Source organism: Agrococcus sp. GCM10030265 (assembly GCF_042666675.1).
Classification (GTDB): domain Bacteria; phylum Actinomycetota; class Actinomycetes; order Actinomycetales; family Microbacteriaceae; genus Agrococcus.
Map to the genome: position 1 here is coordinate 252331 of NZ_JBHTCZ010000002.1, position 18362 is coordinate 270692.

At 73.0% G+C, this 18362-nt stretch carries 15 protein-coding genes; 6 read left to right on the top strand and 9 right to left on the bottom strand.

All coding sequences use genetic code 11. The annotated features are described in order from the left end of the window. The first annotated feature begins 4 nt into the window (after positions 1-4). Entirely contained in the window at positions 5-1390 is a 1386-nt protein-coding gene (locus ACFQPP_RS05370; protein ID WP_376915526.1) for an NAD(P)/FAD-dependent oxidoreductase, read from the top strand. Between the two features lie 25 nt (positions 1391-1415). On the opposite strand, the gene ppgK is transcribed toward ACFQPP_RS05370, so the two are convergent. Continuing rightward, positions 1416-2210: a polyphosphate--glucose phosphotransferase gene (gene ppgK, locus ACFQPP_RS05375; RefSeq protein ID WP_376915527.1), complete on the bottom strand. Its 795-nt coding sequence runs from the start codon at positions 2208-2210 to the stop codon at positions 1416-1418. Between the two features lie 248 nt (positions 2211-2458). On the opposite strand from ppgK, the gene ACFQPP_RS05380 reads away from it, so the two are divergent. Then, complete coding sequence (locus tag ACFQPP_RS05380) at positions 2459-2632, top strand: SPOR domain-containing protein (protein WP_376915528.1); 174 nt, start codon at positions 2459-2461, stop codon at positions 2630-2632. Positions 2633-2653: 21 nt separating this feature from the next. Here ACFQPP_RS05380 and ACFQPP_RS05385 read toward each other — a convergent pair whose 3' ends face one another. Continuing rightward, complete coding sequence (locus ACFQPP_RS05385; RefSeq protein ID WP_376915529.1) at positions 2654-3160, bottom strand: DUF1697 domain-containing protein; 507 nt, start codon at positions 3158-3160, stop codon at positions 2654-2656. Positions 3161-3167: 7 nt separating this feature from the next. Continuing rightward, the gene (panB, locus tag ACFQPP_RS05390) at positions 3168-4025 is read right to left on the bottom strand and encodes a 3-methyl-2-oxobutanoate hydroxymethyltransferase (RefSeq protein ID WP_376915530.1); all 858 of its coding nucleotides are present in this window, start codon (positions 4023-4025) and stop codon (positions 3168-3170) included. Positions 4026-4090: 65 nt separating this feature from the next. Between panB and ACFQPP_RS05395 the strand changes: the two genes are divergently transcribed. From ACFQPP_RS05395 to ACFQPP_RS05405, 3 genes are read left to right on the top strand one after another with little or no spacing between them, the layout of a single operon-like run. Then, on the top strand, positions 4091-6181 hold the full coding sequence (locus tag ACFQPP_RS05395) for an NAD(+) synthase (protein ID WP_376915531.1): 2091 nt from the start codon (positions 4091-4093) through the stop codon (positions 6179-6181). A 29-nt stretch (positions 6182-6210) separates the two neighbouring features. Further along, positions 6211-7536, top strand: coding sequence for a type I glutamate--ammonia ligase (gene glnA / locus ACFQPP_RS05400; protein ID WP_376915532.1), 1326 nt, complete (start codon positions 6211-6213; stop codon positions 7534-7536). A gap of 30 nt (positions 7537-7566) precedes the next feature. Further along, positions 7567-10476, top strand: coding sequence for a bifunctional [glutamine synthetase] adenylyltransferase/[glutamine synthetase]-adenylyl-L-tyrosine phosphorylase (locus tag ACFQPP_RS05405; RefSeq protein ID WP_376915533.1), 2910 nt, complete (start codon positions 7567-7569; stop codon positions 10474-10476). A 1-nt stretch (position 10477) separates the two neighbouring features. Here ACFQPP_RS05405 and ACFQPP_RS05410 read toward each other — a convergent pair whose 3' ends face one another. The 5 genes from ACFQPP_RS05410 to ACFQPP_RS05430 all read right to left on the bottom strand — a co-directional run bounded on the left by ACFQPP_RS05410 (position 10478) and on the right by ACFQPP_RS05430 (position 15193). Then, the gene (locus ACFQPP_RS05410) at positions 10478-11656 is read right to left on the bottom strand and encodes an RNA polymerase sigma factor (protein ID WP_376915534.1); all 1179 of its coding nucleotides are present in this window, start codon (positions 11654-11656) and stop codon (positions 10478-10480) included. Beyond that, complete coding sequence (locus ACFQPP_RS05415; RefSeq protein ID WP_376915535.1) at positions 11653-12027, bottom strand: YciI family protein; 375 nt, start codon at positions 12025-12027, stop codon at positions 11653-11655. Before ACFQPP_RS05415 ends, ACFQPP_RS05410 begins: the two co-directional genes overlap by 4 nt. Next, a complete protein-coding gene (locus tag ACFQPP_RS05420; RefSeq protein WP_376915536.1) occupies positions 12027-12614 on the bottom strand; it encodes a dihydrofolate reductase family protein in 588 nt (195 codons plus the stop codon). Before ACFQPP_RS05420 ends, ACFQPP_RS05415 begins: the two co-directional genes overlap by 1 nt. A 185-nt stretch (positions 12615-12799) precedes the next feature. Then, positions 12800-14224, bottom strand: a complete 1425-nt coding sequence (gene glnA, locus ACFQPP_RS05425; protein ID WP_376915537.1) for a type I glutamate--ammonia ligase — start codon at positions 14222-14224, stop codon at positions 12800-12802. A gap of 273 nt (positions 14225-14497) precedes the next feature. Further along, entirely contained in the window at positions 14498-15193 is a 696-nt protein-coding gene (locus tag ACFQPP_RS05430; protein WP_376915538.1) for a DUF4191 domain-containing protein, read from the bottom strand. A gap of 116 nt (positions 15194-15309) precedes the next feature. Here ACFQPP_RS05430 and ACFQPP_RS05435 point away from each other — a divergent pair, with 116 nt between their 5' ends. Beyond that, positions 15310-16500, top strand: coding sequence for a hypothetical protein (locus tag ACFQPP_RS05435; protein WP_376915539.1), 1191 nt, complete (start codon positions 15310-15312; stop codon positions 16498-16500). Positions 16501-16513: 13 nt separating this feature from the next. Here ACFQPP_RS05435 and sucB read toward each other — a convergent pair whose 3' ends face one another. Beyond that, complete coding sequence (gene sucB, locus ACFQPP_RS05440; RefSeq protein WP_376915540.1) at positions 16514-18352, bottom strand: 2-oxoglutarate dehydrogenase, E2 component, dihydrolipoamide succinyltransferase; 1839 nt, start codon at positions 18350-18352, stop codon at positions 16514-16516. Between the last annotated feature and the right edge of the window lie 10 nt (positions 18353-18362).

Here is an 18362-nt window from a genome sequence, read left to right on the forward strand (position 1 = left end):
GCCCGTGCCCACCTACCGCAACGGCGACATCTCCCACTGGGCGCGCGTCACGCCGCGTCCGCCGCTGCGCACGGCCGCGGCGCTGCCCGACGAGGTCGACCTCGTCGTCGTGGGCGCAGGGCTCACGGGGCTGTGGCTCGCGTACCACGCGCTCCTCGACGACCCGACGAGCCGCGTGCTCGTCGTCGAGGCCGAGCGCATCGGCTACGGCGGATCGGGGCGCAACGGAGGCTGGCTCTCACCCCTCGTCCCCGGCAACCGAGCCGTCTACGAGCGCGCCCGCGGGCTCGACGCGGCCCGCGCCATGCAGCGTGCGATGGTCGACGCGATCGACGAGACCCTCGCGGTCGTCGCCGCGGAGGGCTTCGACGCCGGCGTCGAGCGCGGAGGCCAGCTGCGCGTCGCGACGACGCCGGCGGGCCTGGCGCGCCTCGAGGCCGAGCGCAGCGCGCACCTGCGCTACGGCCTCGACCCCGACGAGGCGGTGCTGCTCGACGAGGCCGAGACGCGCGCGCGCATCGCGGTCGACGGCGCGCTCGGCGGCCTGCTGCTGCCCGCGACGGCGCGCGTGCAGCCCGCCGCGCTCGTCGCCGGGCTCGCGGCGGCGGTCGAGGCGCGCGGCGGATCGATCGTCGAGGGGGTGCGCGTCGAGGCGCTCGAGCCCGGCACCGCGCGCACGAGCCACGGCCCCGTGCGCACCCGGCACGCCATCGCGTGCACCGAGGCGTACTCGGGAGGGCTCGTGGGCGACCGCGCCCTCATCCCCGTGCACTCGTCGATGCTCGTGACGACGCCGCTGGACGATGCCGACTGGGCGCGCATCGGCTGGGATGCGCGCGAGTGCCTCGGCGACGCAGCCCACACCTTCGTCTACGCGCAGCGCACCAGCGATGGCCGCATCGCGATCGGCGGCCGCGGCTCGCCCTACCGCTTCGGCTCGGGGCTGCCGGGCGACGGCGAGATGCCCGTGGCGGTCATCCGTCGGCTGCACGCGAGGCTCCGCACGATGTTCCCCGGCATCCGCATGCCCGTCGCCCACGCATGGCGCGGCGCGATCGGCGTCACGCGCGACTGGTGCGCACGCGTGCACGTCGACGACGCGACGGGCATCGGGCACGCCTACGGGTACGCGGGTCACGGCGTCACGGCCGCGAACCTCGCCGCCCGCACGCTGCTCGACCGCATCCGCGGACGCCGCACGGCCCTCACGGCGCTGCCGTGGAACGACCACGACGGCGGCCGCTGGGAGCCGGAGCCCATCCGGTTCGCCGGCGTGCACGCCATGTACCGCCTGTTCGGCGTCGCAGACGCCTGGGAGGAGCGCACGGGCGCCACTCGCACCGCGCTGCCCGCACGCATCGGCGGCAGGCTCGCGGGGCTCCACGAGTAGGCGCGCGGCGCGCGGCGGCCCCGGCTCAGGCCTTCGGGGGCTCCTGCGGGTCGATGCCGACCGCGAGCGCCGCGGCGCCCATGATGCCGGCGTTGTTGCGCAGCGTCGCGGGCACGATGGGGGTCTGCAGGTCGAGCAGCGGCAGGAACTTGTCGGAGGACTTCGAGACGCCGCCGCCCACGACGAAGAGGTCGGGGGAGAAGATGAACTCGAGGTGCGCGTAGTAGCGCTGCAGCCGCTCGGCCCACTCCGGGTAGGAGAGCTCCTCGCGCTCGCGCGCCTTGTTCGATGCGCGCGACTCGGCGTCGTGGCCGTCGAGCTCGAGGTGGCCGAGCTCGGCGTTCGGCACGAGCACGCCCTTGTAGATGAGCGCGCCGCCGATGCCGGTGCCGAGGGTCGTGAGGATCACGAGGCCGTCGACGTCCTTCGCGGCGCCCCAGTGGTCCTCGGCGATCCCGGCGGCGTCGGCGTCGTTCACGAAGTGGATGGGGCGGCCCAGGTGCTGCTCGAAGAACGACTCGGCCTCGAAGCCGATCCAGCGGTCGGACACGTTCGCGGCGCTGAGCGTGCGCCCGTGCTTGACGATGGCGGGGAACGTGACGCCGATCGGCGTGCGCTTCGATGCGTCGAGCTGCGCGACGAGCTCGACGACGACGCCTGCGATGTCCTCCGGCTCGCCGCCGGCGGGCGTGGGCAGCTTGATGCGGTCGCTCAGCAGCTCGCCGGAGCGCACGTCGACGAGCGCGGCCTTGATGCCGGTGCCGCCGATGTCGACGCCGATGGCCTGCTTCGGCGTCGTGTCCTTCTTGTCCTTGCTCATGGGTCCTGCGTTCCTACGTCGTCGTGGTCGGGAGGGTGAGGATCTCGGCATCGTCGCCGCACGCGACCGACGCGTGCGCCAGATGGCCGATGGCGCTGCGGCGTGCCGTCACGGCCGTGCGTCCGGCGGCTCGTCGCTCGCGGGCGAGCGCGCCGCCGAGCCTCTCGGACCGGGGCCCGGGACACGGGGCACCAGGTGACCGCTCGCGTCGTTGGGCATAGGCTCCAGCATACGGAGAGGGGACGACGATGACCGACTACTGGTACAACCTCGAGACCGGCGCCGTGGAGGAGGGGATGGTCTCTCCCGGCTACGACCGCGCGGGCCCGTTCGCGACGGCGGAGGAGGCGGCGCGAGCCCCCGAGATCATCAAGCAGCGCTCGCGCCAGTGGGCGGCGGAGGACGCAGCCGACGACCGCTGACGCCGGCCTGCGGCGACGACGTCAGCCGGTCGCGACGATGCGACGCAGCGTCCGCAGGTTGCGCGTCGTCGTCGCATCCTTGCCGATGCGCGTGAGCGCTCGACCGAAGGGCGAGTCGATCGTGCGGCCCTTCGGGTTCGACCAGCACAGCGCGCCGCCGACGAGCGCGATCTCCTCGGGCGTCTCGGTCTCGGAGAGCCGTTCGAGCACGCCGGCCTCGAGCCCGAAGACGACGTACGGCGTGTGGTCGTCGTCCTCGACGAACGGGTACGACGCGACGATGCCGTCGAGCTCCGCGACGTCGATGCCGAGCACTCGGATGCGGCGCCCGTAGCGAGCCTGGAGCGCCTGCTCCGCCGTGCGGGCCGCAGCCAAGGCGGAGGCGGCGTCGACGATCGCGTTGCCGCTCGCGAGCACCGACCGCGCGGCGCCGAGGCCCGCGTCGGTCAGCAGCGCGCGCAGGTCGGCCGACCGCACGGTGACGCCGCCGACGTTGACGCCGCGCAGCAGCAGGACGACCCTCGTCATGTCGCGGCTACTCGTACTCGTGCTCCGCCGCCGGGTAGGCGCCCGACTCGACGTCGGCCTTGAACGCCTGCGCGGCATCCGTGAGCGTCTGCGCGAGCTGCGCGTACTGCTTCACGAAGCGCGGCGTGCGGCCGGTGGTGAGGCCGGCCCAGTCGGTCCAGACGAGCAGCTGCCCGTCGCAGTGCGGGCCGGCGCCGACCGACAGGGTCGGGATCTCGAGCGCCGCCGTGACCTTCGCGGCTGCATCCGACGGCACCATCTCGAGCACCACCGCGAACGCGCCGGCCGCCTCGACCGCGAGCGCGTCGCGCAGCAGCTGGTCGGCGCCGTCGTCGCCGCGGCCCTGGATGACGTGGCCTCCGAGGCCGTGCTCGGACTGCGGCGTGAAGCCCACGTGCCCCATGACGGGGATCCCGGCCTCGACGATGCGGCGGATCTTGTCGGCCGAGCGCTCGCCGCCCTCGAGCTTCACGGCGTGCGCGCCCGTCTCCTTCATGAACCGGATCGCCGTGTGCAGCGCCTCCGACGCATCCACCTCGTACGAGCCGAACGGCATGTCGGCGACGACGAGCGCACGCTGGCACGAGCGGGCGACGGCGCGCGTGAGGGGGATGAGCTCGTCGACGGTCACGGGCAGCGTCGTGTCGTAGCCGAGCACGGTGTTGCCGGCGGAGTCGCCGACGAGCAGGAAGTCGATGCCGGCCTTGTCGAAGATCTGGGCCGTGAGGGTGTCGTAGCTCGTGAGGCCCGTGATCTTCACGCCGTCGGCCTTCGCCTGCCGGAAGTGCCGGGTGCGCACGCGCTTGCGCGGGGCGGCGGGCGTGCGCTGCGGTGCGCCCCCGTAGGGGCTCGACTCCTCTGCCATGCGAGCGAGCCTACCCACCGGTGCCAGGGCTCCGATGCGGGGCCTGCGTCTGCGAGGATCGAGCCATGGATGCGTTCCGCAGCGCCTACGCCCACGGATTCGCCCGCGTCGCCGCGTGCACGCTGCCGGTCGCGCTCGCGCAGCCGGCCGTGAACGCCGAGCGCATCGCCGAGCGCGTGCGCGCGCTCGACGCCGAGGGCGTCGCCGTCGCCGTCTTCCCCGAGCTGTCGCTGTCTGGCTACGCGCTCGACGACCTCCACCTGCAGGACGTGCTGCTCGACGCCGTCGACCGCGCCGTCGTCGACCTCGCGGAGGCGACGGCCGACTGCGCGACGATCGTGGCCGTGGGGGCGCCGCTCGCGATGGGGTCGCGCGTCTTCAACTGCGCGGTGCTGCTGCACCGCGGCGTCGTGCTCGGGGTGGTGCCGAAGATGTCGCTGCCGAACTACCGCGAGTTCTACGAGCTGCGGTGGTTCGCCGAGGGCTCGCGTGCGCCTGCGGCGATCCAGCGCCCCCACTGGCCGGGCGCCGACGACGAGGGCGAGCTGCCGTGCGGCCCCGATCTCGTGGTCGTCGCCGACGACGTGCCCGGCCTCGCGATCCACGCCGAGATCTGCGAGGACATGTGGGTGCCCGTGCCGCCGTCGTCGCTCGCGGCGCTCGCCGGCGCGACCGTGCTGCTCAACCTGTCGGCCTCGCCCATCACCGTCGGTCGCGCCGAGGATCGCCACCTCCTCGCGCGGTCCGCGTCGGTTCGCGGCAACGCCGTGTACGCGTACGCCGCGGCGAGCGAGGGGGAGTCGTCGACCGACCTGTCGTGGGACGGCATGACGATGGTCTACGAGCTCGGCGACCTGCTGGGGGAGTCCGAGCGCTTCCCCTCCGGCCCGGCCGAGACGATCGTCGACGTCGATCTCGACCGCCTGCGGCAGGAGCGGATGCGGCAGGGCTCGTTCGACCAGAACGGCGCGATGATCGGCGTGCCGGGCGTGCGCGAGATCCACGTCGAGCTCGAGCCCACCACCGCCGACGTCGGCCTGCGCCGCAGCGTCGACCGCTTCCCGTTCGTGCCCGACGACCCGGCGCGGCTCGCGCTCGACTGCTACGAGGCGTACAACATCCAGGTCTCGGGCCTCGAGCAGCGGCTGCGAGCCCTGTCGACCGACGCGTACCGCCCGCGCATCGTCATCGGGGTCTCCGGCGGCCTCGACTCGACGCATGCGCTCATCGTCGCGGCGAAGGCGCTCGAGCGTCTCGGCCGCCCGGTGACCGACATCCTCGCGTTCACGATGCCCGGCTTCGCGACGAGCGCCGGCACGCGCTCGAACGCCATCGCGCTCATGGAGTCGCTCGGCGTCACGTGGGAGGAGCTCGACATCCGTCCCGTCGCGACGAGCCTGCTGCAGACGATCGGGCATCCGGCGGGCGACGGCGAGCCCGTCTACGACGTGACGTTCGAGAACGTGCAGGCCGGTCTGCGCACCGACCTGCTCTTCCGCATCGCGAACCAGCGCGGCGGCATCGTGCTCGGCACCGGCGACCTGTCCGAGCTCGCGCTCGGCTGGTGCACCTACGGCGTGGGCGACCACATGTCGCACTACGGCGTCAACGGCGGCATCCCGAAGACCCTCATCCAGCACCTCATCCGCTGGGTCGTCGACACCGGCCAGTTCGGCGACGACGTGGGCCGCGTCCTCACCGCGATCGTCGGGCAGGAGATCAGCCCCGAGCTCGTGCCGCAGACGGCCGACGGCGCGATGCAGTCCACCGAGGACGCGATCGGCCCGTACGCGCTGCAGGACTTCACGCTCTTCCACGTGCTGCGCCGCGGCTACCGGCCGTCGAAGATCGCCTTCCTCGCCATGCACGCGTGGGGCGACGCCGCCGCGGGCTCGTGGCCGGCCGGCTACCCCGCCGACCGGCGCGCCGCCTACGACCTGCCGACGATCCGGCACTGGCTCGAGGTCTTCGTCACCCGGTTCTTCCAGCACCAGTTCAAGCGCTCGGCCCTGCCCAACGGCCCCAAGGTCGTCGCAGGCGGCTCGCTGAGCCCGCGCGGCGACTGGCGGATGCCGTCGGACGCGAGCGCGGCGGCATGGCTCGCCGAGCTGGAGGCGGCCCTGCCGTCGACGGCCGCCGAGCGCACGCCCCGATAGCCTGAAGACCTCGCGAGGGAAGGGACCCGATGGACAAGCAGCGTGACTTCGTGCTCCGCACGATCGAGGAGCGCGGCGTCAAGTTCGTGCGCCTGTGGTTCACCGACGTGCTCGGCACCCTGAAGTCGGTCGCGATCGCCCCCGCGGAGGTCGAGAGCGCCTTCGCCGAGGGCCTCGGCATCGACGGCTCGTCGATCGAGGGCCTCACGACGGCCTCCGAGGCCGACGTCATCGCGCGTCCCGACCCGGCGACCTTCCAGGTGCTGCCGTGGCGCGGCGAGGTCGACCCGACCGCTCGCATGTTCTGCGACATCCTCACGCCCGATGGCGAGGGCGCGGCAGCCGACCCGCGCAACGTGCTGAAGCGCGCGCTCGCGAAGGCCGCCGAGCGCGGCTTCTCCTTCTACACGCACCCCGAGTGCGAGTTCTACCTGCTGAAGGACGCCGACGCGTCGAACCCGACGCCCGTCGACCAGGCCGGCTACTTCGACAACGTGCCCGGCGGCACGGCCAACGACTTCCGCCGCGCGAGCGTGCGCATGCTCGAGGATCTGGGCATCTCGGTGGAGTTCAGCCACCACGAGGCTGGTCCCGGTCAGAACGAGATCGACCTGCGGTACGCCGACGCGCTCTCGACCGCCGACAACATCCAGACCTTCCGCACCGTGGTGAAGGAGGTCGCGATCGCGCAGGGCGTGCACGCCACGTTCATGCCGAAGCCGCTGCAGTCGAAGCCGGGCTCCGGCATGCACACGCACATGTCGCTGTTCGAGGGCGAGCAGAACGCGTTCCACGACCCCGCTGGCCAGTACCGCATCTCGAAGACGGGTCGGCAGTTCGTCGCAGGCCTGCTGCGGCACGCTCCCGAGTTCACGGCCGTGACGAACCAGTTCGTGAACTCCTACAAGCGCCTGTGGGCGGGCGACGAGGCCCCGAGCCACATCTCGTGGGGGCACAACAACCGCTCCGCGCTCGTGCGCGTGCCGCTGTCGAACAAGCCGCAGTCGGCGCGCGTCGAGTACCGCGGCATCGATGCGGCCGCGAACCCGTACCTCGCGTTCTCCGTCATGCTCGCCGCGGGGCTGAAGGGCATCGAGGAGGGCTACGAGCTGCCCGAGGAGGCGACGACCGAGGTGTGGAGCCTCACCGACAAGGAGCGCCGAGCCCTCGGCTACGAGCCGCTGCCGTCGAGCCTCGACCGGGCGCTGAGCCTCATGGAGGACTCCGAGCTCGTCGCCGAGACCCTCGGCGAGCAGGTGTTCGAGTTCTTCCTGCAGTCGAAGCGCGAGGACTGGACCCGCTACCGCGCCCAGGTGACGCAGTACGAGCTCGAGGCCAACCTCACGCTGCTGTGACGCTGCGCGACGCCCGGGAGCGCTGACGCCATGCGTGCCGAGACGACGACGTCGCGCCTCGCGCGACTGGGCTTCCGCGCGCCGAGCGAGGCCGCGCAGCTGCTCGAGGAGGTCGAGGGCGTGCTGGGCGCGCGGGTCGACGACCTGCGCCTCGCCGCCGATCCCGATCGCGCGCTGCAGGCCATCGCGCGCCTGCACCGCGCGGGGCTGCCGCTCGCGGCGACCCTCGCCGACGCGGACGCCGGCGCGTCGCTGCTGCGCGTGCTCGGCGCATCCACGGGTCTCGCCTCGAGCATCGAGCGGTTCCCGGCGCTGCTCGACGCGCTCGTGCCGCAGGCGCTGCCGAGCGCCGAGACGCTGCGCGCGAGCCTGCAGGACGCGGTGGCCGACGAGGCGCTGACGCGAGCCGACGCCATCGTCGCCCTGCGTCGCCGCTACCGCTGGCATCTCATCGAGATCGTCGCCTTCGACCTGGCGCAGGCCGATCCCGTCGCGCACGTGCAGGCCGTGAGCGCCGCGCTGGCCGACGCCGCGGCGGCGGCGCTCGAGGCGAGCCTCGCCGTCGCTCGGCGCACCGTCGCCCAGCGCTTCGGCGCCGACGACGTGGCGGCGACGACGTTCGCGGTCATCGGCATGGGCAAGACGGGCGCGCGCGAGCTCAACGTGCTCAGCGACGTCGACGTCATCTGGGTGCACGGCTCGGCGCTCGACGACGAGGGCGCGCCTCGGCTCACCGAGGAGCGTGCGGCGCAGATCGGGCAGGCGCTCGCACGCGAGACGACGGCGGGATGCGTCGAGGCCGCACGCGAGCCCATGCTCTGGGAGGTCGACGCCAACCTCCGACCCGAGGGCAAGGACGGCGTGCTGTCGCGCACGCTCGAGAGCCACGTCGCCTACTACGACCGGTGGGCGAAGTCGTGGGAGTTCCAGGCGCTGCTCAAGGCGCGGCCCATCGCCGGCGACGTCGAGCTCGGCGCCGCCTACGAGGAGGCGGTGCGCTCGAAGGTGTGGCAGTCGTCGTCGCGCGACGGCTTCGTCGAGTCGGTGCAGCGGATGCGCGAGCGCGTGACCGAGCACATCCCCGCTGCCGAGGTCGACTGGCAGCTGAAGCTCGGGCCGGGCGGCCTGCGCGACGTCGAGTTCACGATCCAGCTCCTGCAGCTCGTGCACGGCGCCGAGGACGAGCGCGTGCGGCAGCGCGGCACGCTGGTCGCGATCGACGCGCTGGCCGACGCGGGCATGATCGGCAGGCTCGAGGCCGGCGAGTTCGCCGACGACTACCGGCTGCTGCGCGTGCTCGAGCACCGGGCGCAGCTCGCACGGCTCAGCCGTACGCACCTCATGCCCTCCGATGCCGACGCGCAGCGGTCGCTCGCGCGCGCGGCGGGCTTCGCCGACGCCGACGCCATGCTCGAACGCTGGCAGACGACGAAGCGCGAGGTGCGCAGGCTCCACGAGCGGCTGTTCTACCGCCCGCTGCTCGCGGCGGTCGCGGCGCTGCCCGACGGATCGACGCAGCTCACCTCCGAGGCTGCCCGCGCGCGACTCGAGGCCAGCGGGTTCCGCGACCCGAAGGGTGCCCTCGCGCAGATCGCGGCGCTCACCACGGGCGTCACGCGCCGGTCGCAGATCCAGAAGGTGCTGCTGCCCGTGCTGCTCGCGTGGCTGTCGGAGGGTCCGGATCCCGACATGGGGCTGCTCGCGTTCCGTCGGCTCTCGGAGGCGCTCGGCGAGTCGCCGTGGTACCTGCGGATGCTGCGCGACTCCGAGCTCGCGGCGCAGCGGCTCATGACGGTGCTGTCGTCATCGAGGCTCATCGCGACGCTGCTCGAGCGCATCCCGGAGGCGGCGCACTGGCTCGCCGACGAGGCACGACTGCAGGCCGTGCCGCAGGCGCAGCTCGCCGACGAGGCGCGATCGCTCGTCGAACGGCATCGCGACGACCGCGACGCGGCACAGAAGGCGCTGCGCACCCTGCGTCGGCGCGAGCTGCTGCGCGCCGCGCTCGCGTCGGCGCTCGGCGTCGACGACGTGCTCGAGACGGGGGAGCGGCTCACGCAGATCGCCGCGGTCGCGATCGACGCGGCGCTCGACCTCGTGGGCGGGGGCGTCGCGATCGGCGTCGTCAGCATGGGTCGCACGGGCGGTCGCGAGATCGGCTTCGGCTCGGACGTCGACGTGCTGTGGGTCTGCGGCGACGAGGCCGACCTCGACGCCGCGATGCGCGCGGTGCGACAGGCGAGCGAGGTCGTGCAGGACCCGTCGGTGAAGTTCGAGCTCGACGCCGGGCTGCGGCCCGAGGGTCGGCAGGGTCCGCTCGTGCGCACGCTCGCGTCGTACGCGGCGTACTACGAGCGGTGGGGCGAGGTCTGGGAGCGCCAGGCGCTGCTGCGAGCCGCCCCCTTCGCGGGCGACGCGCGCCTCGCGGACGCGCTGCTCGACATCGCCGCGGTCGAGCGCGAGCGCGCGGGCTTCTCGCAGGCGGATGCGCGGGAGGTGCGACGCATCAAGGCCCGCGTCGAGGCCGAGCGGCTGCCGCAGAACGCCGACAGGACGCGACATCTGAAGCTCGGTCGGGGCTCGCTCAGCGACGTCGAGTGGCTCGTGCAGCTGCTGCAGCTGCAGCAGCCGTCCGACGACGCGCGCGCACGGCACGCGACGACGCTCATGGCGCTGTCCGGGCTCGTCGAGGCGGAGGCGATCACGGCGCGCGACGCCGCGATCCTGCGGCGTGCGTGGCTGCTCGCGTCACGGCTGCGCAACGCGCTCGCGCTCGCACAGGCTCGCACGATCGACCTGCTGCCGACCGATCGCATGCAGCTCGAGACCGTCGCGCGTCTCATGGGCAGGCCGCAGGGCAGCGCGACGGCGATGGAGGAGGAGTACCTGCGGGCGACGAGGCTCGCTCGGAAGGTCTTCGACGAGCGCTTCTGGGGCTGAGTCAGCGCGCGCCGCGCGCGAGGGCGAGCAGGTGCTCGCGCACGGAGTCGTCCCCCGCGAGCGACGCGGCGTGCAGCCACGCGTCGCGCGCCTCGCCCGCCCGATCCGCGTCGGCGAGCAACCGTGCCCGCACGGCCCACCACGCCTGCATCGGGCGCTCGTCGCCGAGGGCGGCGAGGCCGGCGACCGGGCCGTGCCGCCGGCCGACCACCGCGGCGCGTGCGACGACCGCGCCCGCGGTGGGTGCGACGACGAGCACCGCGTCGTAGAGGGTCTCGAGCGCCGCCCAGTCGGTCGCCCCCGTCTCGCGTCGAGCGCAGTGCACGGCCTGGATGGCCGCCTCGAGCTCGAACCGGCCGGGCGGACCGGGCCCCTGCGCGCGTGCGAGCAGGCCTCGGCCCTCGGTGATCAGCGCCGCATCCCAGTCGGCGGGAGCCTGCTCGTCGAGCGGCACGTACGTGGGTGCGCGTCGGGCGAGCGAGAGCGAGATGAGCGCCGCGAGCGCCCACGCCTCCCGCTCGGAGCCGAGCGACCGCGCGACCGCGATCGCCACGTGCCGCGCCTCGCCCGCCATCGACGCCGTGTCCGAGGCGGTGTCTCGCCAGGTCAGGGCTGCGCAGCCGTAGATCGCCTCGAGCACGGCAGGCAGCCGCTCGGGCATCGAGCGTCGATCGGGGATGCGGAAGGGGATGCCCGCATCCCTGATGCGTCGCTTCGCGCGCACGAGCCGCTGCGCCATGGTCGCGGGCGCCACGGCGAAGGCCGCAGCCACCTGCCCGGCCTCGAAGCCGAGCACCGTCTGCAGCATGAGCGGCGCGCGCACGGCCTCGTCGATCGCCGGGTGCGCGCACGCGAACAGCAGCTCGAGCCTGCGATCGCCGATCGCATCCGGGTCGACGGCTGCGAGCGGATCGACGAGCGGCTCGACCGCGATGGGCACGTCGCGTCGCACCGCCGAACCCAGCACGTCGCGCTGCCGGTTCCTCGCCACCGTCATGATCCAGGCCTCCGGACGCTCCGGCACGCCGTCGATCGGCCAACGCCGCAGCGCCTGCTCGAGCGCGCCCTGCAGTGCGTCCTGGGCGAGGGCGACGTCACGCGTCGACGCGGCGAGCAGGCTCACGAGCCTGCCGTACGACGTGCGCGCGACGTGCGCCGCGGCGGCGGCGGCGTCGCTCACGCGCTGGGCACCCAGATCCCGTCGACGACGTGCGTCGCACCGGCACGCACCTCGACGGCGCCCCACGTCGCGTTGGGCGCCTGCGACGCCCAGCCGATCGCGGCATCGAGGTCGTCGACGTCGATGACGACGGTGCCGCCGAGCTGGTCCTTCGAGTCCACGAACGGGCCGTCCTGCACGCGCAGCGCGCCGTCTATCACGCGGACGGTCGTGGACGCATGGCTCTCCTGCAGCACCTCCGCCGTCAGGAGGACGCCGGCGGCGTGCAGCGTCGCGGCATACGAGGCGAAGGCCTCCTGCCCGGCACGCAGCGCCTCCTCGTCGAGCTCGCCCGACATCTCGGGGTAGTGCAGCAGCAGCGTGTAGCGCATCAGGATCCCTCTCGCTCGATCGCGTACTCGGCGATGATGACACCCGTCGTCGTGGGGATGCTGCGCTCGAGCCGGAGATCGGCGCGATCGCCGTCACCGAACAGCCGCGTGCCGCTGCCGAGCACGATCGGGTGGATCTGCAGCACGAAGCGGTCCACGAGCCGCGCGGCGTGCAGCGCCCGCACGAGCTCGCCCGATCCGAGGATCGTGAGCGGCACGTCCGATGCGTCGCGCAGCCGCGCGACGGTCTCGTCCGCGTCGCCGGCGTGCAGGGTGCTGCTCGGGAAGGCGAGCGCCGTGTCCTCTGACCGCGAGACGACGTGCTTCTCGGTGCGGAGCAGCACGTCCGTGAACGGGTTCGGCTCGCCGAGCGAGGTCCAGAAGCCGAGGAGGTCCTCGTACGTCCGTCGCCCGAGGAGCAGCGCGCCCTCCTCGCCCATCCCCTCGGCCGCGTAGGCCATCGAGACGTCGTCCTGGTAGTCGGCGCCCCAGCCGCCGTGGGCGAAGCCGCCCCGCGTGTCCTCGTCGGGGCGTCCGAGCCCCTGCAGCACGCCGTCGAGCGTCACGCTCTCGAATGCGGTGATCATGGCCACGGCCTCGTCCTCTCGTCGTGTCGAGGCGCGGCGTGCGCCTCCACATCCATGACGGACGAGCCGCCTCCCGATCGACACGATCGCTCGGATCCGTCGCGACGAGCCGCTGCGGGCATGGGGAAGGGGCCGGGTCCCCCCAAGGAACCCGGCCCCCGTCTGATGCGGATCGACGGCGTCGATCAGACCCCGAAGTACAGCTCGTACTCGAAGGGGTGCGGACGCAGCGCGGCGGGGAGGATCTCGTTCTCGCGCTTGTACTCGACCCAGGTCTGGATGAGGTCTTCGGTGAACACGTTGCCCTCGAGCAGGAACTGGTGGTCGGCCTCGAGCGCTGCGAGCGCCTCCTCGAGCGACCCCGGCACCTGGGGGATGCTCTTGGCCTCCTCGGGCGGCAGCTCGTAGAGGTCCTTGTCGACGGGCTCGTGCGGCTCGATGCGGTTCTTGATGCCGTCGAGGCCCGCCATGAGCTGCGCCGCGAATGCGAGGTACGGGTTGCCCGAGGCGTCGGGGGCGCGGAACTCGATGCGCTTCGCCTTGGGGTTCGTGCCCGTGATCGGGATGCGGATGGCCGCCGAGCGGTTGCCGGCCGAGTAGACGAGGTTCACGGGAGCCTCGAAGCCCTTCACGAGACGGCGGTACGAGTTCAGCGTGGGGTTCGTGAACGCGAGCAGCGCCGGCGCGTGCGCGAGGATGCCGCCGATGTACCAACGGGCGACGTCCGACAGGCTGCCGTAGCCGTTCGCGTCGTAGAACAGCGGCTCGCCGTCCTTCCACAGCGACTGGTGCGTGTGCATGCCCGAGCCGTTGTCGCCGAACAGCGGCTTCGGCATGAAGGTCGCCGTCTTGCCCCACTCCTCGGCCGTGTTCTTGATGATGTACTTGAACTTCAGGATGTCGTCCGCCGAGCGCACGAGCGTCGAGAACTTGTAGTTGATCTCGGCCTGGCCGCCCGTGCCGACCTCGTGGTGCGAGCGCTCGAGCTCGAGGCCCGCATCGATGAGCTTCAGCGACATGTCGTCACGCAGGTCGGCCTGCTTGTCGACGGGGGAGACGGGGAAGTAGCCGCCCTTGAAGGGCGTCTTGTTGCCGAGGTTGCCACCCTCCTCGACGCGGCCCGTGTTCCACGCGCCCTCCTCGGAGTCGACGGCGTAGAACGACTGGTGCTGCTTGACCTCGTAGCGCACGTCGTCGAAGACGTAGAACTCGGCCTCGGGCGCGAAGAACGCCGTGTCGGCGATGCCGGTCGATGCGAGGTACTGCTCGGCCTTGTGCGCGACCTGGCGCGGGTCGCGGTGGTAGATCTCGCCCGTGCGCGGGTTGTAGATGTCGAAGATCATGATGAGCGTCTTCGACTCGCGGAACGGGTCGAGGTACGCGGTCGTGACGTCGGGGATCAGCTGGAGGTCAGACTCCGCGATGCCCTGGAAGCCGCGGATCGAGGAGCCGTCGAACAGCTGACCCACCGTGAAGAAGTCCTCGTCGACCGTGGAGGCCGGGATGTTGAAGTGCTGCTGCACACCGGGGAGATCCGTGAACCGGATGTCGAGGAACTTGACGTCCTCCTCCGTGATGAACGCGAGAACCTCAGACGAATCCTTGAACATGTCGCTCCTTGCTCCTTGGGGGTGGGCGCGCGACGCGCCGTGGTCACGACGCTATGGCCGCGCCGTTGCCCGGACGTGACGCCATTGTTTCCGGCACGTTACGCGGCGCGTCGAGGTCGACGCGCCGCGGGCGGCGTGCAGGCGCACGCGGGGTCGGACGACGACGCGCCGCCCGCCGACCGGGAGGTCGTCGTGCGGCGCGCGTGCGTCGTCATGCCTCCACCCTGCCGCATCCATCGAGCGAGGTCGAGGCGGCTGGGCGGATGCCGTGGGTCAGCGAGGCCGACCTGCGCGCATGCGGCGGGGGTCGATGCCCTTGGGGATCGGCATCTGCATGCCGCCGAGGCTCGAGAGGCGGTTGCCGACCGCGATGACCTCGGCGCGCGTCAGCGCGTTCTTGAGGCGACGCATCGAGCGCGTCATCTTGCGCAGCTGCAGGTCGGAGTCGGGGCCGATCTGCAGCACGTGGATCGCCACGTTCGGCACGATGCGCTTGATCTTGCGCTGCTCGTCCTGCACGAGGCGCTGCGTGCGGCTCTGCGGGCCCTCGGCGATGAGGACGATGCCCGGGCGGCCGACGGCGCGGTAGACCGCGTCCTGCGTCTTCGTGTTGACGGCGACGGGCATCTCGCTCGTCTGCCACGAGCCACGCAGGCCGCTCGAGAGCACGGCGCCCACGGCGCCAGGCTTGCCCTCGATCTGCGAGAACGCGAGCTTCTCGGCGCGCCACGTCAGCGTGGACAGCACGAGCGTGAAGCCCACGAGCACGCCCATGACGATCCACAGGATGGTGAAGAGCACGTCGCCGCGGGCGACGACGATCGCCAGCACGATGCCGAGCGCGATCGGCAGCAGCGCGGCGCCCGCCATGAGCGGCAGCAGCAGCCGATCCTGCTTGCGGGTCATCTGGAAGATGCGCCACATCGTCCGGAGACGACCCGGCTCCCTTGCGTCCTTCGGCTGCGCCATGTCCTCAGGATATCGCTCGCGGGAGGCCAGGGATGACGCTCCCGAACAGCGTCGCGCCATCCACACGCCGACGTCGGCGTGCTCGCCGATCGGCGGCGAGGGTGCACGGTGTGCCCATGGAGCAGATCGCTGGGCATCGGATCGTGCGCGTCGTCCGCGAGGAGGGTGAGCGGCGCGTGCTCGCGGCGTTCGGCGACGAGGCCGTCGCGCTCCACGTCGCTGACGGCGAGACCGCCATGGGTCTCGCCGCGGAGGCGGAGGCGCTGCTGGCCGTGGCGCATCCGCATCTGCTGCCGGTGCTCGACGTCGCGACGGTCGACGGCGCCGTCGTGCTCGTGCGACCCATGGCGACCGAGACCGCGGCGTCGTGGCTGCTCGGGCGCACGGCGCCGCGCGTCGGCGAGGCCGTCACGATCGCGGTGCCCGTGCTCGACGCCGCGGGCGCGCTCCACGCCGCGGGCGCGATCGCCGGGCGCATCGACCTGCGGTCCATCGTGCTCGACGCCGACGGCGCGCCCGCGCTCGAGGGCGTGGGAGCCCGGCTCGTCACCGATCGCCCGACGCTCGCGTGGCGCGAGGCCGACGCGGGCGTCGCGGCCGACTGCCTGGCGCTCGGCGCGCTCGTCGACGAGCTGCTCGCCGCGTGCGGCGAGGCCGTGCCGCGGGCGGTGGCCAACGCGCTCGGCGCACGCGACGCACGTGCCGCATCGGCCGCGCTGCTGGCCGCGTGGTCGGCGACGCCCATCGAGCACGGAGCAGCCGAGCCGAGCGCCGTGCAGCGCCCGTCGCGCGAGCGGCCGCGCTCCGAGGTTCGAGCGCACGTGCTCGTGCGCTGGGCGCAGCAGGTGCTCGCGCAGCTGGCGCTCGTGCGCCGGCCCGTGTGGATCGCGGCTGGCGCGGGCGCCGCGGCGCTCGTCGTCGCGCTCGCGCTCGGTGGCGCGGGAGCATCGGAGGCCGACGAGTCGGCGTCGCGGCCGAGCGCGTCGCCCGTGCTCGAGGCAGGCGCTGCCGTGCCGGTGGGCATGCCTGCGGCGGCAGAGACCGCGGTCGACGCGGCGGCCGCGCTGCTCGCCGCACGCGAGCGCTGCCTCGGCGAGGGCGACGCCGCGTGCCTGGCCGGCATCCTCGACCCCACGGGCGGCGCGGCGTCGTCGACGTGGCGTCTGCCCGCCGATGCCGCCTACGCCGAGGTCGCGGTGCTCGGCGACGCCGTGCTCGTCGAGGTCGCCAGCAGCAGCGAGCCGGCGTCGGTCCTCGTGGTGAGGACCGACGCCGGCTGGATGCTGCGGGACGCGTGGGCTGCCTAGGCAGCCCGAGGGCTCAGATGCCCAGCTGCCCCTCGAAGTCGCCGCCCTCGAGCCGCTGCTTCACCTGCGTGAGGTAGCGGGCCGCGTCGGCGCCGTCGATGATGCGGTGGTCGTACGACAGCGCGAGGTACACCATCGAGCGCACGGCGATCGAGTCCTGGCCATCGACCGAGACGACGACGGGACGCTTCACGACCGTGCCGACGCCGAGGATCGCACGCTGCGGCTGGAACACCACGGGGGTGTCGAACAGCGCGCCGCGCGAGCCCGTGTTCGTCAGCGTGAACGTGCCGCCCGCGAGCTCGTCTGGGCCGAGCTTGTTGTCGCGCGTGCGCGACGCCAGGTCGGCGATCTGCTCGGCGAAGCCGCGCAGGTCGAGCTTCCCCGCGTCCTTAATGACCGGGGTCAGCAGGCCGCGCTCGGTGTCGACCGCCATCGAGAGGTGCTCGCCCGCGGGGTACGTGATCTCCTCGCCGTCGTCGGTCGCGTTGATGATCGGGTGCGCACGGAGCGCCTCGACCGCCGCGAGCGAGAAGAACGGCAGGAACGACAGCTTCTGGCCGGTCGTCTCGAGGAAGCGACCCTTCACGCGGTCGCGCAGCTGCGCGACCTTCGTGACGTCGACCTCGACGACCGTCGTGAGCTGCGCCGTCGTCTGCATCGACTCGACCGCGCGCTTCGCGACCACCTTGCGCAGGCGCGACATCTTCGCGGTCGTGCCGCGCAGCGGCGAGTCCTCGATCGGGGCGGACGCGGACGCTGCGGCGGGTGCCGACTCGGCGGCTGCGGGAGCCGCCGTCGCGGCGGACAGCACGTCCTCCTTGCGGATGCGACCGCCGACGCCCGTGCCCTGCACCGACGCGAGGTCGACGCCGCGCTCGTGCGCGAGCTTGCGCACGATCGGGGTGACGTACACCGAGGCGCTCGACGTGGCCGGCGCTGCCGGAGCCTGCGCACGCGGCGCCGCCGGGGCCTCCTGCTTCGGAGCCTCCTGCTTCGGAGCCTCCTGCTTCGGAGCCTCCTGCTTCGGAGCCTCCTGCTTCGGAGCCTCCTGCTTCGGAGCCTCGGGCGCCTTCGGCGCGGGCGGGATGTCTTGCACGGGCGCGGGCGCCTGGGCGGGCTCAGCCTCCTGCTTCGGCTCCTCCTGCTCGGGCTCCGCGGCCGGTGCCTCCTCGGCGGGTGCGTCGGACGAGCCCGAGCCTCCTGCCGAGCCACCGACGCGGGCGATGACGGCGCCGACGTCGACGGTGTCGTCCTCGTTCGCGAGGATCTCCGAGATCGTGCCCGCCACGGGGGAGGGCACCTCGGTGTCGACCTTGTCGGTCGAGATCTCGACGAGCGGCTCGTCGACCTCGACCGTGTCGCCGACCTGCTTGAGCCAGCGGGTGATCGTGCCCTCGGTGACCGACTCCCCGAGCGCGGGGAGCGTGATGTCGGTCGCGTCGCCACCGGCGTCGCTCGTGCCGGCCTCGGGCGCGGCAGCCGGCTCGGGGGACTCGGTCGACGGGGCCTCCGGCTCGGAGGTCTCGGCCTCGGAGGTCGTGCCCGACTCGGCGGCCGGGGCCTCCTCCTCGGCGGCGGGCTCCTCGGCGGGAGCGTCGTCGGCGGCCGCGTCGCTCGCGTCGCCGACGCGAGCGATCACGGCGCCGACGTCGACGGTGTCGTCCTCGTCGGCGAGGATCTCGGTGATCGTGCCGGCGATGGGCGAGGGGACCTCGGTGTCGACCTTGTCGGTCGAGATCTCGACGAGCGGCTCGTCGACCTCGACGGTGTCGCCGACCTGCTTGAGCCAGCGGGTGATGGTGCCCTCGGTGACGCTCTCGCCGAGCGCGGGCAGGGTGATGTCAGCCATGCGGTGTCTC

Bases quoted from the DNA above. Each gene is read 5' to 3' on its own strand.
- ppgK (WP_376915527.1), bottom strand. From the start codon at position 2,210: ATGAGCAAGGACAAGAAGGACACGACGCCGAAGCAGGCCATCGGCGTC.
- ACFQPP_RS05435 (WP_376915539.1), top strand. From the start codon at position 15,310: ATGGAGCAGATCGCTGGGCATCGGATCGTGCGCGTCGTCCGCGAGGAG.
- ACFQPP_RS05405 (WP_376915533.1), top strand. From the start codon at position 7,567: ATGCGTGCCGAGACGACGACGTCGCGCCTCGCGCGACTGGGCTTCCGC.
- ACFQPP_RS05395 (WP_376915531.1), top strand. From the start codon at position 4,091: ATGGATGCGTTCCGCAGCGCCTACGCCCACGGATTCGCCCGCGTCGCC.
- ACFQPP_RS05385 (WP_376915529.1), bottom strand. From the start codon at position 3,160: ATGACGAGGGTCGTCCTGCTGCTGCGCGGCGTCAACGTCGGCGGCGTC.
- glnA (WP_376915532.1), top strand. From the start codon at position 6,211: ATGGACAAGCAGCGTGACTTCGTGCTCCGCACGATCGAGGAGCGCGGC.
- ACFQPP_RS05380 (WP_376915528.1), top strand. From the start codon at position 2,459: ATGACCGACTACTGGTACAACCTCGAGACCGGCGCCGTGGAGGAGGGG.
- glnA (WP_376915537.1), bottom strand. From the start codon at position 14,224: ATGTTCAAGGATTCGTCTGAGGTTCTCGCGTTCATCACGGAGGAGGAC.
- ACFQPP_RS05420 (WP_376915536.1), bottom strand. From the start codon at position 12,614: ATGATCACCGCATTCGAGAGCGTGACGCTCGACGGCGTGCTGCAGGGG.
- panB (WP_376915530.1), bottom strand. From the start codon at position 4,025: ATGGCAGAGGAGTCGAGCCCCTACGGGGGCGCACCGCAGCGCACGCCC.
- ACFQPP_RS05430 (WP_376915538.1), bottom strand. From the start codon at position 15,193: ATGGCGCAGCCGAAGGACGCAAGGGAGCCGGGTCGTCTCCGGACGATG.
- sucB (WP_376915540.1), bottom strand. From the start codon at position 18,352: ATGGCTGACATCACCCTGCCCGCGCTCGGCGAGAGCGTCACCGAGGGC.
- ACFQPP_RS05415 (WP_376915535.1), bottom strand. From the start codon at position 12,027: ATGCGCTACACGCTGCTGCTGCACTACCCCGAGATGTCGGGCGAGCTC.